17 protein-coding genes are annotated in these 16,186 nt (G+C 43.8%); 6 read left to right on the forward strand and 11 right to left on the reverse strand.

Annotated features, from left to right (window positions below; all coding sequences use genetic code 11):
• The 5 genes from MED222_RS12280 to artP all read right to left on the reverse strand — a co-directional run.
• The coding region (locus MED222_RS12280) for a tyrosine-type recombinase/integrase (protein ID WP_009846799.1) at positions 1-429 on the reverse strand (429 nt) is incomplete at its 3' end.
• 377 nt (positions 430-806) lie between these two features.
• Positions 807-1,475 (reverse strand): arginine ABC transporter permease ArtM, encoded by a 669-nt coding sequence (artM, locus tag MED222_RS12275; protein ID WP_009846800.1) that lies wholly within the window; start codon positions 1,473-1,475, stop codon positions 807-809.
• Positions 1,472-2,158 (reverse strand): arginine ABC transporter permease ArtQ, encoded by a 687-nt coding sequence (gene artQ / locus MED222_RS12270; RefSeq protein WP_009846801.1) that lies wholly within the window; start codon positions 2,156-2,158, stop codon positions 1,472-1,474. Before artQ ends, artM begins: the two co-directional genes overlap by 4 nt.
• 3 nt (positions 2,159-2,161) lie before the next feature.
• Positions 2,162-2,905: a lysine/arginine/ornithine ABC transporter substrate-binding protein gene (locus MED222_RS12265; RefSeq protein WP_009846802.1), complete on the reverse strand. Its 744-nt coding sequence runs from the start codon at positions 2,903-2,905 to the stop codon at positions 2,162-2,164.
• A 103-nt stretch (positions 2,906-3,008) separates the two neighbouring features.
• Positions 3,009-3,737, reverse strand: a complete 729-nt coding sequence (artP, locus tag MED222_RS12260; RefSeq protein WP_009846803.1) for an arginine ABC transporter ATP-binding protein ArtP — start codon at positions 3,735-3,737, stop codon at positions 3,009-3,011.
• A 541-nt stretch (positions 3,738-4,278) separates the two neighbouring features.
• Between artP and MED222_RS12255 the strand changes: the two genes are divergently transcribed.
• Both MED222_RS12255 and MED222_RS12250 read left to right on the forward strand, forming a co-directional pair.
• On the forward strand, positions 4,279-6,114 hold the full coding sequence (locus MED222_RS12255; RefSeq protein ID WP_009846804.1) for an ABC transporter ATP-binding protein/permease: 1,836 nt from the start codon (positions 4,279-4,281) through the stop codon (positions 6,112-6,114).
• Positions 6,115-6,356: 242 nt separating this feature from the next.
• Complete coding sequence (locus tag MED222_RS12250; protein ID WP_009846805.1) at positions 6,357-6,821, forward strand: acyl-CoA thioesterase; 465 nt, start codon at positions 6,357-6,359, stop codon at positions 6,819-6,821.
• A gap of 171 nt (positions 6,822-6,992) precedes the next feature.
• Here MED222_RS12250 and MED222_RS12245 read toward each other — a convergent pair whose 3' ends face one another.
• Positions 6,993-9,248: a peptidase U32 family protein gene (locus MED222_RS12245; RefSeq protein ID WP_009846806.1), complete on the reverse strand. Its 2,256-nt coding sequence runs from the start codon at positions 9,246-9,248 to the stop codon at positions 6,993-6,995.
• A gap of 173 nt (positions 9,249-9,421) precedes the next feature.
• On the opposite strand from MED222_RS12245, the gene MED222_RS12240 reads away from it, so the two are divergent.
• The 3 genes from MED222_RS12240 to gltS all read left to right on the forward strand — a co-directional run bounded on the left by MED222_RS12240 (position 9,422) and on the right by gltS (position 12,891).
• Positions 9,422-10,012 (forward strand): glutathione S-transferase, encoded by a 591-nt coding sequence (locus MED222_RS12240; protein ID WP_009846807.1) that lies wholly within the window; start codon positions 9,422-9,424, stop codon positions 10,010-10,012.
• A 205-nt stretch (positions 10,013-10,217) separates the two neighbouring features.
• On the forward strand, positions 10,218-11,591 hold the full coding sequence (locus MED222_RS12235) for a patatin-like phospholipase family protein (protein WP_009846808.1): 1,374 nt from the start codon (positions 10,218-10,220) through the stop codon (positions 11,589-11,591).
• A gap of 76 nt (positions 11,592-11,667) precedes the next feature.
• On the forward strand, positions 11,668-12,891 hold the full coding sequence (gene gltS, locus MED222_RS12230; RefSeq protein ID WP_009846809.1) for a sodium/glutamate symporter: 1,224 nt from the start codon (positions 11,668-11,670) through the stop codon (positions 12,889-12,891).
• 150 nt (positions 12,892-13,041) lie between these two features.
• On the opposite strand, the gene MED222_RS12225 is transcribed toward gltS, so the two are convergent.
• Genes MED222_RS12225 through MED222_RS12215 form a run of 3 tightly spaced genes read right to left on the reverse strand, consistent with a single transcriptional unit; the run spans position 13,042 to position 14,033 of the window.
• On the reverse strand, positions 13,042-13,491 hold the full coding sequence (locus MED222_RS12225; RefSeq protein WP_009846810.1) for a GyrI-like domain-containing protein: 450 nt from the start codon (positions 13,489-13,491) through the stop codon (positions 13,042-13,044).
• Positions 13,492-13,539: 48 nt separating this feature from the next.
• Positions 13,540-13,773, reverse strand: a complete 234-nt coding sequence (locus tag MED222_RS12220) for a hypothetical protein (protein ID WP_004733848.1) — start codon at positions 13,771-13,773, stop codon at positions 13,540-13,542.
• 8 nt (positions 13,774-13,781) lie between these two features.
• Entirely contained in the window at positions 13,782-14,033 is a 252-nt protein-coding gene (locus MED222_RS12215; RefSeq protein ID WP_004733849.1) for a Rho-binding antiterminator, read from the reverse strand.
• A gap of 220 nt (positions 14,034-14,253) precedes the next feature.
• Between MED222_RS12215 and MED222_RS12210 the strand changes: the two genes are divergently transcribed.
• Positions 14,254-14,619 (forward strand): c-type cytochrome, encoded by a 366-nt coding sequence (locus MED222_RS12210; RefSeq protein WP_009846811.1) that lies wholly within the window; start codon positions 14,254-14,256, stop codon positions 14,617-14,619.
• An 80-nt stretch (positions 14,620-14,699) separates the two neighbouring features.
• Here the strand turns inward: MED222_RS12210 and catB are convergent, their stop codons facing one another.
• The gene (catB, locus tag MED222_RS12205) at positions 14,700-15,326 is read right to left on the reverse strand and encodes a type B chloramphenicol O-acetyltransferase (protein WP_009846812.1); all 627 of its coding nucleotides are present in this window, start codon (positions 15,324-15,326) and stop codon (positions 14,700-14,702) included.
• Positions 15,327-15,419: 93 nt separating this feature from the next.
• Positions 15,420-16,151, reverse strand: a complete 732-nt coding sequence (locus MED222_RS12200) for a glucose 1-dehydrogenase (RefSeq protein WP_009846813.1) — start codon at positions 16,149-16,151, stop codon at positions 15,420-15,422.
• Positions 16,152-16,186: the final 35 nt, after the last annotated feature.

Here is a 16,186-nt window from a genome sequence, read left to right on the forward strand (position 1 = left end):
TTTCACGTACAAGCCTACGACCTCACTGACACGTAGGCCACATCCATAACACATTTCAAGTGCGGTCTGATATTTAAGACTTCGACAATGACTAATGATACTTCTTACTTCCTCGCGATTAAGCAGCTCCGGTATTTTACTGGCGCGTTTAATCGGGGGAACCAGTCGCTCTTCAAATTCTCTATTCAAAACGGCACGATAAAAGAACAAGATGGCATTCAAAGCTTGAGCACAAGTACTACTACTTAAGCTCCGCTCTGTGGTGAGCGTACGTAAATACGCACTAATCTGTTGATCAGTGAGTAAATCGGGAGACAGATCGTAAGTAGTAGATAGCTCTTTAACCCAACGTAAATAGCTTGCATGGGTTTTCGGAGAAAAACGGCGAACCGCCATTTCATCGATAAGTTGTTGTCTTAATAAGGTCATGATGTATTCCTTAATCTATGGATACATCATAAGTTTGGTCTATCAGGTAAGTGAGAGGAAAGCCCTCCGCGAAGCGGCTTAGTTCAACAGCTCTTAGACAGAAAAATTCTGCATTTAAATATAGAATTTTTCTATCTAGTTTCATATGTACGGGACTCTACCACGATTAATCACAGTATTTCAGTGACTTAAAACATAGATAAACTCATTGAATGACAAAATGCAGAATATTTCTATATAGTATGATTTTAGCGAAAACTCGCCCGTACTGTATGTAATTACAGTACTCTGCACATACCCAAACACAAAAAAGCCTGCCATTTATGCGAACATTAATGTCAGGCTTTATACGTTAGTTAAGCTTGTGAACTGCTAGCTTATGCCGCTTCGAATGCGAGGGCTTTCTTCTCTACCTGACGGAAGATCAGCGTTAATACACCATTCACTGCTAGGTAGAATGCGCCAGCAATGCCGAACACTGTGAGTGTGTCGTAGGTTTGGCCGTTGATACGCTGAGCGTAACCCATCAAATCCATGATGGTGATGGTGCTTGCCAGTGATGTACCTTTGAAGACTAGAATCACTTCGTTCGAGTAAGCTGGAACGGCGCGACGTAGTGCGTATGGCAGTAACACTTTAAGCGTTGCGATTTTGTCCATGCCTAATGCGCGACATGCTTCCCACTGCCCTGCTGGAATCGCGTTGAATGCACCTCTGAACAGTAGCGTGCTGTATGCCGCGGTGTTCAATGCGAGTGCTAACATTGCGCAGAACCAAGGTTGGCTAAGCCATGTCCATAGGAAGCTTTCACGAATCCAATCGAATTGACCCGGGCCGTAATACACCAAAAAGATCTGAACCAACAATGGTGTGCCGGTAAATAGCGTAATGATGCCACGTGTTAACCAGTGAATCACCGGTATTCTTAGGATTAGCGTTACCGTCATCAGCAATGACAAGATACAACCAACAAGCAATGAAGCACCTGTGAGTTGAAGACTGGTCACTAAGCCTTCAAGCATTTGGGAGAGGTATTGTTGATTCATGCCATTGCACCTTTGTTACCCAAACCTTGAATAGAGAACTTACCATCAATCACTTTTACCAATCTTTGTGTGATTAAAGTGATGACCAAATAGATAGCTGCTGCTGTCGCGTACCAAGTGAATGCTTCGTGCGTAGCTGCTGATGTTAATTGCGCTTGTTTCAATAGATCGGTTACGCCAATCAATGAAACCAGTGCTGTGTCTTTCAATAACACTAACCATTGGTTGGTTAACCCTGGTAGCGCGTGTCTCACTGCTTGTGGCAATACGACTCTGAAGAAAGCACGAGATTGTGAAATACCAAGCGCACTTGCTGCTTCTCTCTGCCCTTTGCTTACTGCTTTCAACGCACCACGAATAGTTTGCGAAGCGTAAGAAGCGAAAATAAGTGACAGTGCAACAACACCAGATAAGAACGGGCTCACTTCTATGAAGTCGCCAGTGATCATGAACAGAACTTGTGTCGAACCAAAGTAGATAAACAGTACGACCAGAATTTCTGGTAAACCACGAACAATCGTCACAAATGCAGTCGTTGGCCATTTGATTGCAATACGACGAGACATCTCACCACTTGCAAACAACACTGCTAGAACCAATCCAACCAATAGGCTTACGAACGCAAGCTGAACTGTCATCCAGCTTGCTTCGACGAGCCCTAAAGAGTAACCCGTTAATTCCATAAATTACTTACCGAAGTACTTGTTAAAGATCTTGTCGTATTCGCCGTTCGCTTTCACTGCTGCAAGTGCAACGTTAAGCTGGTCTACAAGTTCTTGGTTACTCTTGTTTACTGCGATACCAAAGCCGTTACCGAAGTACTCTTGGTTTGTTACTTGGTCGCCTACATACGTTAGGTTGTCTTGCTTTTTGAACCATTCAGCTACTACCGCTGTGTCACCAAATACTGAATCGATACGACCGTTTTTCATGTCGATGAATGCATCTTGGTAGCTTGAGTAAGGTACCGCTGTTACGCCAGCCATTTGCTCAAGTAGGAAGCTCTGGTGAGTTGAACCGTTTTGAACGCCAACACGCTTACCTTCTAGTGCTGCTTGGTCTGCTACTTTACCTTCAATAGAGATGAATGCTGCCGAGTTGTCGTAGTAAGCGTTAGAGAAGTTTACTTGTTTAAGACGCGCTTCAGTGATGTCCATTGCCGAAATAGCGGCATCGTAACGTTTGAATTTAAGCGCTGGGATCAAGCTATCGAACGCTTGGTTGTGAAAAGTACAAGTTGCTTTCATCTCTTCACAAAGTGCGTTTGCTAGGTCTACGTCAAAACCTTGGATTTGGTTGTTCTCGTCCATGTATTCGAATGGTGCGTAAGTCGCTTCCATGGCGAATTTGATTTCATCTTGTGCCGATGCATTAACAGCCATGCCTGCAGAAGAAAGGCCGATAAGTGAAGCTAGTAGAATCTTTTTCATTTTGTTACTCCGAATCTGTGTGATTTTGACCTGTGGCCATTTTTATAATTTGATTGTTTTAATCGATGTTGTGTTTAGCTAAATCTAGTGAGTCAACTTAGGTTTAATGCGTAAGATACTCGGCAAACTCGGGTGTCTGCGGGTTAACGAATGAATCGCTGGTGCCGTGTTCAACGATGTACCCTTTTTCTAGATACAGAACGTGGCTAGCAATCTTCTTCGCGAAATCAACTTCATGTGTCACAACCACTTGAGTAATGCCCGTTCCACTCAACTCTTTAATAATGCTCACAACTTGGTTGGTGATCTCAGGATCAAGCGCCGCTGTTGGTTCATCAAACAACAACACATCCGGTTTCATCATCAGCGCACGTGCAATCGCAACACGCTGTTGTTGACCACCAGACAGTTGAAGTGGCCAAGCGTCTGCTTTGTCGGCAAGTTGAAGTGTCTTTAGCACTTCTTGAGCTTGCTTTATCGCTTCTTGTTTATCTAAACCCGCTACTTTGGTGGGAGCTTCAATTAAGTTTTCCATCACCGTCATATGTGGCCACAAGTTGTATTGTTGGAACACCATGCCAACTTTACGACGAAGTTTAAGCCCCTGCTTTTCTTGGATCTGGCTTGAAAAATCGAATTGCTCGTTCGCAATGTCTAATTCGCCGTTGTCCGCGATTTCTAACAGGTTCAATACACGCAGTAATGAACTCTTGCCCGCGCCGCTTGGGCCAAGCAATACCAAGGTTTCGCCACTTTCACAGTCAAAGCTGATGTCATGAAGAACTTGGGTATTACCGTATGATTTGTTGATGCTCTTTACTTGAATACTCATGCCACAATACTGCATTAATTGTCATTTGTTGGTTATTCTATTCAATTCGATGTTTTATGCAAGAAAAATGTATAAAAAACTATTTTGTTGAATTTTTGTAACGAGAGTTGCGCAAAAAGCAGTCGCTATAACTGGTCTTATAACCCAAAATCACAAGTTACTGATAAGATTGATATCGAGGAAAAAGCAAACGTTTCTCTTCCAATTAAAAAATCAGTACAAGATCTAAGAACCTGTAGCTTCCATTCGCTATTGGCTTACGCTCACATGCATAAAAATTAGAACCAAATAGCTCGTTTGATCTTTATTTCAAGCGCCACTAAATGCTTAATGTTCCTTTTGAACAGTAAGATTCCCTCACTTGCTAGGCATCAAAGTCCGAAAATTGAGTATCCTAGGAAGCATCAGTCAGCGATGCGTGCTTTAATGGTTTCTCTTGTAAGCAACAAACATTTACGAACGACTAGCACTTAATTCGTGACATGTACGTACAAACAACAAGCCATCTACTCTTAAAGCGACAACACATTAAGGCAGTCATATGCAAAACGACGTCTCTTCTACGCGTGACTCTACTCAGCGAACGGCTCAACGATCTACTCAAAAAGCGCCACAACCCAAACCTGAGAAGAAAAGCCTCAGTATTTTATTTGAGCTCAGCAAATTTATTCAGCCCTATAAAGGCCGTGTGATTGCAGCGCTGATCGCTTTGATCTTCACGGCGAGCTTAACCCTTTCGGTCGGACACGGTATTCGCCTTCTTATCGACCAAGGCTTCAGCCAACAATCGTTATCAGATTTAGGCAGTGCGATTCAATTCATCATGGTTGTAGTCGTGTTGATCTCGATTGGTACCTTCTTCCGCTTCTATTTGGTCTCTTCTGTTGGGGAGCGTGTGAGTGCAGATATTCGCCTATCAGTTTTCAATCACGTTGTGACGCTTCATCCGAGTTACTTCGAAACCAATGGCAGTGGCGACATCATGTCGCGCATCACAACCGATACAACCCTGCTCCAAAGCATTATTGGTTCGTCGTTTTCTATGGCGATGCGAAGTGCATTAATGTGTATTGGCGCAATCATCATGCTGTTCGCGACCAACATTAAGCTAACGCTGATCGTGTTGGCCTCTGTGCCGTTTATCCTGATTCCGATTTTGGTATACGGTCGACGAGTGAGAGCCCTATCTCGCCAAAGCCAAGATTCGATGTCTGATGTGGGTTCTTATGCTGGCGAAGCGATTGAGCATATTAAAACGGTGCAAAGTTATAGCCGAGAAGCACAAGAGAAAGCGTCATTTGCGATTGAAGTGGAAAAAGCATATGAAATTGGTCGCCAACGTGTAAAACAGCGCGCGATTCTTATCTCTGGTGTGATTGTTATCGTGTTCAGTGCGATTGCAGGCATGCTTTGGGTTGGTGGCAGCGATGTCATCAACGGCATGATGTCGGCGGGTGACTTAGCGGCGTTTGTCTTCTATGCGATCATGGTCGCTTCATCACTAGGTACGATTTCTGAAGTGATGGGTGAACTGCAACGTGCGGCAGGTGCGACAGAACGATTAATTGAAATTCTGCAAGTTGAAAGCCATATTGTTGCGCCTGTAGAAAAACCAACATCACTCGATAACGTGACACCAGAAGTCGCTTTTGATGATGTGACCTTCTGTTACCCATCAAGACCCGACCAGCCCGCAACAAGCAACCTCACGCTAACGGCCCATGAAGGTAAAGTGTTGGCATTGGTTGGCCCGTCTGGCGCAGGTAAAACCACCCTATTCGAACTGCTGCAACGTTTCTACGACCCACAAGTGGGTAAAGTCACCTTAGGCGGTGTTGAACTGAATCAGTTTGATCCTAACGAGCTAAGAAAGCAGATGGCATTGGTGCCGCAGCAACCTGCTCTGTTCAGTAACGATGTGTTCCATAACATTCGCTACGGAAACCCGAAAGCAACGGACGAACAAGTTATCGAGGCCGCTAAAAAAGCACACGCACATGAGTTCATCCAAAACCTACCTGAGGGCTATCACAGCTTTCTTGGTGAACGCGGTGTTAGGCTTTCTGGCGGGCAGAGACAACGCATTGCCATCGCACGTGCCATCCTAAAAGATCCGAATATTCTCTTATTGGACGAAGCAACCAGTGCGCTAGACAGCGAAAGTGAGCATCACGTACAACAAGCGTTAGAAGAGTTAATGCGTGGTAGAACGACGATCATTATCGCCCATCGTTTATCAACAATTAAACACGCCGACCAGATTGCAGTGCTCGATAAAGGACAGCTAGTAGACATCGGCGACCACCAGTCTCTCATCAATAGCTGCGAATTGTACCAACGCTTAGTTGAACTGCAATTCAAACACCTTAATGCGTAATCATTGGGTGGATATGCGTAAGTCGTTTGTTTAGTGAGACACTAATCAATAAGTAACGGAAAGTTAAGTCGCTGACATTGTGTGGTTTCAAGCTTCAAAAACTTAAATTACACGTGTTGCAGTTTTGTTAATTTAGCGGTAGGGTTTTTATTCCAATAACAACTTATCCCGATGAAGGATAAGCCGATAACATTAATTACCCAGATAACATTAACTACACAGATAACAATAAGAGAGTTCGCATGGAAGCACTATTATCTGACTACCCGGTAGTAACAGAAATCCCTGTCGCTTGGGGAGAAATGGACGCACTCAATCACGTTAACAACGCCGTATATTTTCGCTATTTCGAAACCGCTCGCTTAGATTTTTTCAAGCACGTTGAGCTGATGGAAGAGATGGCGATTACCAAAGTTGGCCCTGTTCTTGGTGACACTTACTGTAAGTATTTCCGACCAGTCACGTATCCAGATACTTTGATGATTGGCTCTCGTGTCACTGATATTCAAGATGACCGATTCACCATGGAATACGCGATCGTCAGTAAGGCTCAACAGAAGCTGACGACAATCGGCACTGCGACCATCGTTATGTTCGATTTTGCTTCAAACCAAAAAGCGCTGCTTTCACTGCGTTTAACCAATGAAATCGAGAAGATGAACACGTTAAAGAGCCCATGCTTCAAACAGGAAGCTGTGACGGAATAACGTATTCGCTAATTGAAAAAGACTCAGAAAGTTTCAGACATTAAAAAGGCCACTCGATTGAGTGGCCTTTTGTTTATTGGTTCAGAGAGCTTATAAGCGGTTAAACCTTATAAGCCTTTAGTGTTATAAGCCTTGAACGCTCTTTGAGTTAGAAGCTGTAGACCTTGAACCCTATAAACCTTGCACGTATTGAGCGTTAGTTCGAACTTCAACCATCTGCTCTAGGTTCTGTTGTGAACCATCAACGCCGTCAATCAAACCTTGGAAGTGTTTGATAAGCTCTACTTTGTCCTGTACTTCTTTCGAACCCGCACCGATGTTGGTTAGGTCGATGAAGAACTCGTCGAACAGACCAGAGAAATCCGTTACAGCGTCATGGTTTAAGAACTGCTCGTGGTTGTAAATACTTGGGTAGCCGCCCTTCTGTTTATCAACCGCGAAAGAGATGCCTTTCACGTTGGTAATCGTGGTCGCTTTCTCACACTTCAACATACAACCCGCTTCGATGCTTGGCTTGTTACAACCTACCGTTCTTTGGAAGAAACACTGACGGCTGGTCATCATTAAGATTGGGTGGTAGATGCTGTAGAACAGTTTGAAGTCCTCTGGGCGGCGAATATGACGAATCTGACCTTTGTTGATCTCGTTCGAAATGAAAGCACCAGCACAGTTTAGCTCTTCTTTCAGCGTAACCAATGCGTGAGAGTTTGTGGTGTTCATGAACGGGCCTGCTACCCACTCAATTCCCATCTCGTAAGCTTTGTAGGCAATACCCGTGTTGTTGGTCACGATGCGAGCTGGCTTGATCTCTTCAAGGATACGAACTGCTTCGTCGTAATCTTTGCCGATCAATACTGCAGGGAACCAAGGAATCAAACGTGGGTTTGCTGCCAAGATATCGATGTACTTGTTACAACGCTTCTTGAAGCTTTCAGGCAGTTTGAAGTAAACATCCGCGTCAGTTACGTCACACAGGTGCAAATCTTCCACATCCGCGATAAGCATCGACATAGTTGGCTTCTCGTTCACCTTCGGTTGCTGAGGCAGTGCTGGCACTTCAACGTGCTTAATCACTTTCACAGAACCGTTTAAGATGAAATCGATTTCGTCTTTTAAGACCGACACTTCTTTCAAAGGAAGAATCAGACCTTCATCTAGGTTGTCGTAGTTACAGTTTTCAAGCGTATGAACAGCACTCTTCACTGATTTGAAACGCTTTTCAAGTAACGCCTGAGTAATCGCAGTCTCTTTAGCTGTTGCCAATAACGATTGAGATTGAAGCGTAAAGTTTTCTTTTGGTGTGTTCACTGTCACCGTAAATGGTTGACCCACCTTAGCGCTAAACGACAATGACACCGGTGTTTTACGAATATCAAGGAACTCGATCTTGTCGCGCATTTCACTGCCTAGGGCATTTTTCGCTTCATAAAGATCGCTGGTCACTTCTTGAATTTGTACCACTGAGATTTCATTGTTCTCTTTCGTCGCTTTATCAACGGCGTAGTTCATGCTGTTGTCACGAGGATTATCAATGAACATGTCTTTCGTTAGGTTGCCCTTAAGGAAAGAGTTGGTGAAATCACGGTTGAATACTTTGTGCAGGTTTGAATCGTCTTCGATCAACAAACCACTTTCTACAAAGCTATCAATCTGTTTACGCCATGTGTCTACCACAGTGTATACGTAGTGTGCGCCTTTAATACGGCCTTCTACTTTCAACGAGTCAACTTTCGCGTCAACCAGTTCAGGTAGGTCGTAGTAAGCGGAGTTATCTTTCAAGTTCAGTGGGAACTTGTTGCCTGCGTTGGTGATTTCGTATTCATCACGACACGCTTGGCTACAACGCCCACGGTTACCTGAGTTACCCACACTTACTGAGCTTGAGTAACATTGACCAGAGAATGCGATACACAAAGCGCCATGTACAAAGACTTCAGTTAGAACATCGTGATCGTGTGCCACTTCCGTCAGCATTTTGATTTCTGGTAGGTTCAATTCACGAGACAAGTTTACGCGCGTCGCGCCAATCTTAGACAAGAACTTAATCTGGCCTTCGTTGTGCGTCGTTAACTGAGTCGATGCGTGAACATCTAACGATGGGAAATGCTTTTTCACCAAATCAAACAAACCAAGATCTTGAACGATGATGCCGTCTAGTTTGGTGTTCACCAGTTGGTTCAGCAATTTAGTGATAGTCTTAATTTCATGCTCCAGCAGCACAACGTTAAGAGTCAGAAACACTTCACAACCATATTCATGAGCAAGGCGAATCACACCATTCAACTCATCTAACGAAAGGTTAGAGGCTCTGTTACGAGCGTTGAAGGTGTCTAAACCACAATAAACCGCATTGGCACCGGCCACGATAGCGGCTTTAATCGCCTCGACATCGCCACCTGGGGCTAATAACTCAATCTTTCTGCTCATTTTTGAAGTCGCTCACTTACTTATAATTTTTAAGGCGCGTATTCTACCTACAACACGATCTCTTTACCACCTATCAACACTTTCCAAACTAAATGACCTCAATAATGCCAAACGAATTCGATTTACCTATCCTTTATTCTTTAAGACGCTGCCCTTACGCTATGCGAGGAAGAATGGGCATCGCACTATCACAGCAGAAAGTGTTACTTCGAGAAATTGTTACCAAAGATAAGCCTAGCGAACTATTGGCCAGTTCGCCAAAAGGCACTGTTCCAGTATTGGTATTGCCTGATGGCCAAATCATCGAGCAGAGCTTAGATGTGATGAACTGGGCGCTTCAACAAAACGATCCTCAAGATCTTCTGCGCTTAAGCAATCCAATACTTAGCGAGCAAGTCCAACAACTCATCAAAACCAACGATGAAGAATTCATTGGTCACTTAGAGAAATACCGCGCTTCAGTGCGTTACCGAAACATCGATAGTGAACAACGCAGACAAGCCTGTGAAGGATTCATCAGCAAGTTAGAGGCATTACTCACCAATCAGCCCTACTTTTTTGGAGAAACCCCAAGCTTAGCCGATTTTGCCGTGATGCCGTTTGTTAGCCAGTTCGTAAGAGTCGAGAAGAAGTGGTTTGTGCAATCTGAATATAAAAACGTAGGACGTTGGTTAAGAGCGCACCTTGAAAGTAAGCTCTACACCCAAGTCATGAAGCAATACCCTTTGTGGAATGAAACCAAGCAAGATTGTTTTTTTGGGTAGAATTAAGTCTCCATGAATTGCTAGAGATAACTCCATATTGCTGAAGATTACCGAAGATGACTGTAAACAGTTCTAAATAAGCATAGACAGCTCTCTATTGTTATGAAAATCGTGACACTGAATCACAAGCGTTGCTATTGATGGCATATTAGATATCAACGAAAATCGCCTTTCACTCAATCACAACGTTAGTTTGAAATGCGCTATGCAAAAAAACAAAGTAAACACATTCAACACACCTAGCCCCGATTTTAAAGGGTTCGCGAAAGTTTCACTGTTAGTGGCCTTCTCGCTAGCCCTTTCAGGCTGTAGCGCGAAAAACAAAGCAACCAACACAAGCCCATCTGCTGCGCAGCAGAATCAAACCTACACGGCGAAAAGCTTCAATAAACCCAATAGCAAAGTTACGTTGATCCTCTCTTTTTCTGGTGGCGGCACACGAGCGGCTGCGCTCTCATATGGTGTGTTGCAAGCATTGCGCGACACCAACATCCAAGTAAATGGTGAAACGGTCAATCTGTTAGAAGAAGTTGATATGATCAGTTCGGTATCCGGTGGCAGCTTTACCGCCGCGTATTATGGTTTGTATGGTGACCAGATATTCGAAGATTACGAAGAAACGTTCCTTTATCACGAAGTCTCAAAAGATCTGTTCTCCATCCTTTTATCTCCGACTTATTGGTTCTCGTACGCCACCAGAACAGACAAAGCCACCGACTATTACAAAGCCAACATCTTCGGTGAAAGTACATTTGCCGACATGCACCGAGAAGATGCACCCTACATTGTTATTAACGCGACCGACATTTCAACGGGTTCGCGTTTTTCATTCACACAAGAGTATTTTGACCTCATATGTTCAGACCTGAACAGCTATTCAGTGTCCAGTTCGGTGACGGCTTCTTCTGCTGTGCCTTTCGTTTTCACACCTGTGGTACTAGAAAACAAAAATGACTGTGATAAATCAGAGCATTTACAACCCTCGTTTGAGGCCACAAGTTACCGCAACCGAAATCTGATCAAGTCGTTAAAGTCATATAGCAATAAGGATGATGTGAGTTATCTCCACCTTGTGGATGGCGGAATTACTGACAACCTCGGTTTGCTATCGGTATATGAGATGTCTGAATACTTGCGTTACAACGACAACGAAGAGTTGAAAAACTTGTACGACAACCAACACGCGCGCCCTATTGTCATCATTTCGGTTGATGCATCGACGACGCCAGAATCTGGCATTGGAGAGTCGATTGAATCGCCTTCCATGAAACAAACGGTGGATGTCATCACCGATATCCAGTTGCATCGCTACAACGATACAACAAAAGATTTGATCGTTGACGAGTTGCAATCTTGGCAAGAACTGGCCTCTCATCAAGGTCGTAAGGTTTCACCCTACTTCATTGAGATCAGCTTGAATAAATCAGACAACAGCGCAAAGCGATATTTGCTCAATCAAATTCCGACGGACTTTATGATAGACAAAGAAAACGTCGATCTATTGATTGAAGAAGGTAACAAACAACTTGTTGCCGATCCGGAATTCCGAAACTTCTTATCATTTGAACGCAACAAATAATGCTAATCTAGTTGCTTATTAAAGCGCAATTTGGCAACTAAAGTTACGTCATAACTTCACCTTTACAAGGATCACTATGGAATTTGAAAACAACATCTTACATCTCGGGTCATTCTTTGCAGTGACTATGGGGATCGTGGTTCTATTTGTCGGACGAAGGCTGAATCAAGTCATCGGTTTTTTGAAAGAGTTCAGTATTCCTGAACCTGTCTCTGGTGGGATTTTGGCATCGCTTCTGTTCGCGGTTTTATACGCGACGACCTCAATCGAAGTGCAATTTGATCTATTTGCCCGCGATGTATTATTGGTCTACTTCTTTACCACGATTGGGATTAACTCAAGTTTGAAAGACCTGTTCAAAGGCGGAAAGCCCTTGGTAATTTTGCTATCAATCACTATCTTCTTCATGATCATGCAGAACATCGTCGGTATTTCTGTCGCATCAATGTTTGGCCTAGAGCCTGTCTTTGGCCTACTCAGCGGAAGTATTTCACTGATTGGCGGGCATGGTACCGCGATTGCTTGGGCACCCAAGGTTGCAGAAGAGTTCGGCCTAGAAAGCGCAATGGAAATTGGCATCGCCAGTGCAACATTTGGGTTGATTTTAGCCAGCCTGATGGGTGGCCCTATTGCAAAGTTTCTCATTAAGCGTCACAACCTCAAACCTGCTGACGGGCAATCAAACTCAATCGATTCAAATGCAAAAAAACAACACCAAGCTCTTACATCATTTCAATTTTTAGACGCCGTGTTAGCGATTCATATTTGTGTCATTGTCGGCGCGTTGCTTAATGAATTGATCAGTCAAACCGGGTTACAGCTTCCACTGTTCGTATCGTGTTTATTTGCAGGTATCGTGATCACCAACGTAATGCCAGAGTCCTACCCAAGAATATCAGGCACTAAATGGCCAACACGCTCGCCTGCTATCGACTTAATTGCTGAAATATCCTTGGGTACATTTTTGGCGATGTCACTAATGAGCATGCAACTTTGGACGCTCATTGATTTGGCGGGTCCTATCTTCGCGATATTGGCAATGCAGCTGCTACTAGCCGTGATAATCAATATCTTCATCGTGTTCCCATCAATGGGTAAGACCTATGATGCAGCCGTTGTATGTGCTGGGTTTGGAGGAATTTCGTTAGGTTCAACACCTACAGCCATGGCAAACATGTCGGCAGTAAGTCAGAAATATGGGCATTCAGCACAAGCCTTCATCATCGTGCCATTGGTATGCGCGTTCTTCATTGATTTAGCGAACGCACTGATTATTCCTTACTTCATGAGAATGATGTAGCTGACCTTTGTTAAGACGGTACACCACAATTTGTTAAAGCGGTGTACCGCAATTTATTTAGGCGGTATACCCCAATAAAAAGAGCCGCTCATACAGAGCGACTCTTTTACTAATGACTCAATTTGACTATCACTAACGACTACCCAAAGCTTATTGAATCGCTATCGAAATCTCGACTTCAGTTTCGCCTTTGTAAAATTCAAAGTCTGTCGTGTAAGTTCGAACATGTGGGCAATCTGCTGCGTTGAAGTACGCCCACACTTCACCCCATAAATCGATGACCGCTTGAGGAAGTTCACCTTCAGCAGAAAACGTCAGATATTTACCTGCTTCAATTTCGGTTTCGACTAGGTCATCTAAATTGTTATCGGTAAGTGCATTGGTACATGCAATAACATCAAACTCACCAGTAAAATCCGATTGGTAATTGGTGTAGACACCATACACTTTTGAATCTGGTGTCAGCTTAGGAAAAGCTTGATCGAAAAAACCTTGCCATAATTGACCTATCTTTGCTTTTGTTGGATCAATCTCATCGGTATTAGTGGTTCTTACTGAAAACCCGTACGCCTTTACGGCTTCAATCGTTTCTACTTTCATTCGTTTTATTCCTAAGCCAATCGACGTTTTAACTATGTAAAATCTTAACTAATCTTGTATCTCTTTGTGGCCACACTTTTCACAGACAAGATGACGAGAAAACTCATCCATTGACGCGATAAACGGGCCAAGGAACCAACCTTTTATCATGCCTGCCCAAAACTCGCTTCGCTTTTGGTTAGGTTTGTCTGCAAACGCACTCGTCTTTCTGACCAACACAACAACATGTTGTGTGTCTTCTCTGCATGCGGTGCAATAGCATTGTTCTATGGTGTTATTCATTTGAAAGCCTATGACGTTTTGAATGAAATCTGCTGAAAATGAGGATTGTCGACACAGACTTCTAGTGTGGAAAGATCAGTGAGTACGACAAGTTGTTCTACACCTTGAATACTGACCTTAATGCACTCTTCACGGCTATCATTGCGTTGAGTATCTAATCCGACACATTCAATCTGCTCGCCAGACTTCAGCGTTAATTTGATTGGGTATCGGTGCATACACACAATCTCAATATAATCGTAATCGTTGCAACTAATCATAATACCCCTCCAATTCATCCACCACGCTAATGCGACACGCCATACTATGCAATATGCATATAATCAATCATTTACCCAAGTCACATTGATGTTCGTCCGAAACTAAACTTGCTTCTAAACCTACTTCTTAACTTAGCTTAATCCAGCTTAACCCATTCACGTTTCTTCTACTCACGCCTGCTTATTCTTTCATTGTTAAATAATAATCGAGAACAAAACAATGAAAACCATGAACCATTTACACGTGTTAGCTTTTTTAGGATTAGTCACTTCAATGATGACGTTTAATGCAAGTGCCGCCTCTGAAATCGATGCGAGGCACTTTGCCAATGGTAAAGCCAAATACACGCAGCTTTGTCGGGTGTGTCATGGCGACAAAGGACACGGTGATGGCCCCACTGCCGCTTCATTGCCACACAAGCCCGCCAATATCGCTAATAAACTAGGCGGCTTTTTTACCAGTCCAAGTTCTTTGGCGGATGACATTTTAGAAGGTAACGTAGAACAAGGTATGCCAGCATGGCAAGGTGTTATCACAAAGCAAGACGCGTTAGATGTCTTGTCATATATAGATTCAATTCAGTAAATTTTCACTTGTTTGAGCATTCTTGTATAAACACCATGAGGGGGCTACATTGTCACGCGTGGCTATATCGGGGACTGCGACTACTTGATCGCTTTCCAATAATGATAAAGCCCGTTGATATCTGAAGAGCACATCAACGACATCGCGCCTTTGATCTGTTCTTCGCTCCACTCCCACCATTTCATTTCTAACAATTGAGCAATCTCAGTGTCATCGAATCGATAACGGATATGACGTGCAGGGTTTGAACCGACAATCGAGTATGGCGCGACATCTTTGGTCACAACCGCTCTACTCGCGATAATCGCCCCGTCACCAACCTTAACACCACTCATGATCATCGCTTCTGTACCGATCCACACATCATTACCAATCACGGTATCACCAGAGCGTTCAAAGCCGTCTATCGCATCTTCAAACTTCTCGTCGTGTTGGTAGAAGAACGGGAAGGTACTCACCCATTGATTTTGGTGGCCTTGGTTGCCCGCCATCATAAATACGGCACCTGAACCAATCGAGCAATAACTGCCGATGATCAACTTGTCGATGTCGGTTCTATCAGGCAGCAGATAACGCGCACAATCATCAAAACTGTGGTTATGGTAGTAACCCGAGTAATAGCTGTGCTTGCCCACGATGATGTTTGGGTTAGTCACCTGTTCTTTGAGTGACTTTCCAACAAACGGGCTTTCGAAATAGTTTTTCATGTTTGTACTCTTAGTTTCGTTCTTTTAGTTACGTACTGGTGTTGCGTGTTTATGGTTTAAACTGGTTTATCTGAATGTAAAGGGCAACGCGCCCTATCGACCGCCCGCAATATCAATAAACGAGCCGGTGACATACGAAGCTTCGTCTGATAATAACCATGCGATAGAGTTAGCCACCTCTTCTGGTGTGCCACCTCGTTGTAATGGTAGCTGCGAAGCTAGTCTGTCTACGCGATCTGGCTCTCCGCCGTCTGCGTGCATCTCAGTATAAATACAGCCTGGCCTTACGCCATTCACTCGGATATTGCGTGAAGCCAATTCAAGCGATAAGCCTTTGGTCAGTGAATCCATCGCACCTTTGGATGCTGCGTAATCCACATACTCAAACGGCGCACCTGTGCGAGAAGCGGCAGACGATACATTCACAATCGAACCCGCGCCATCAGCTTGTTTAATAAAGGCTTTACTGCACAGAAAGCAGCTTGATACGTTGGATTTCATCACCTTTTCAAAGCGATCCAATTCGATGTCAACTAATGGTGACTGAGTAAACAAAATCCCGGCATTATTGACCAAATGAGTGACTGGACCTAGCTTGTTACGAGCAATCTCGAACAAAGATTTCACATCCGATTCAACAGACACGTCCGCACGCACGCTTATGGCAGTTCCGCCTTGTTCACGAATCTCGTTCACTAGATCTTCAGCTCGCGACTCATTGTGTATGAAGTTAACACATACGGCATAACCTTTACTGGCCAACAATTTAGATGTCGCCGCGCCAATGCCTCGGCTCCCGCCTGTTACAATCACTACCTTGTTCAATGAAACCTCCTAATGCCACTTGTTTGTTATAACCT

The organism is Vibrio sp. MED222, from assembly GCF_000153005.1.
Lineage (GTDB): Bacteria > Pseudomonadota > Gammaproteobacteria > Enterobacterales > Vibrionaceae > Vibrio > Vibrio tasmaniensis_A.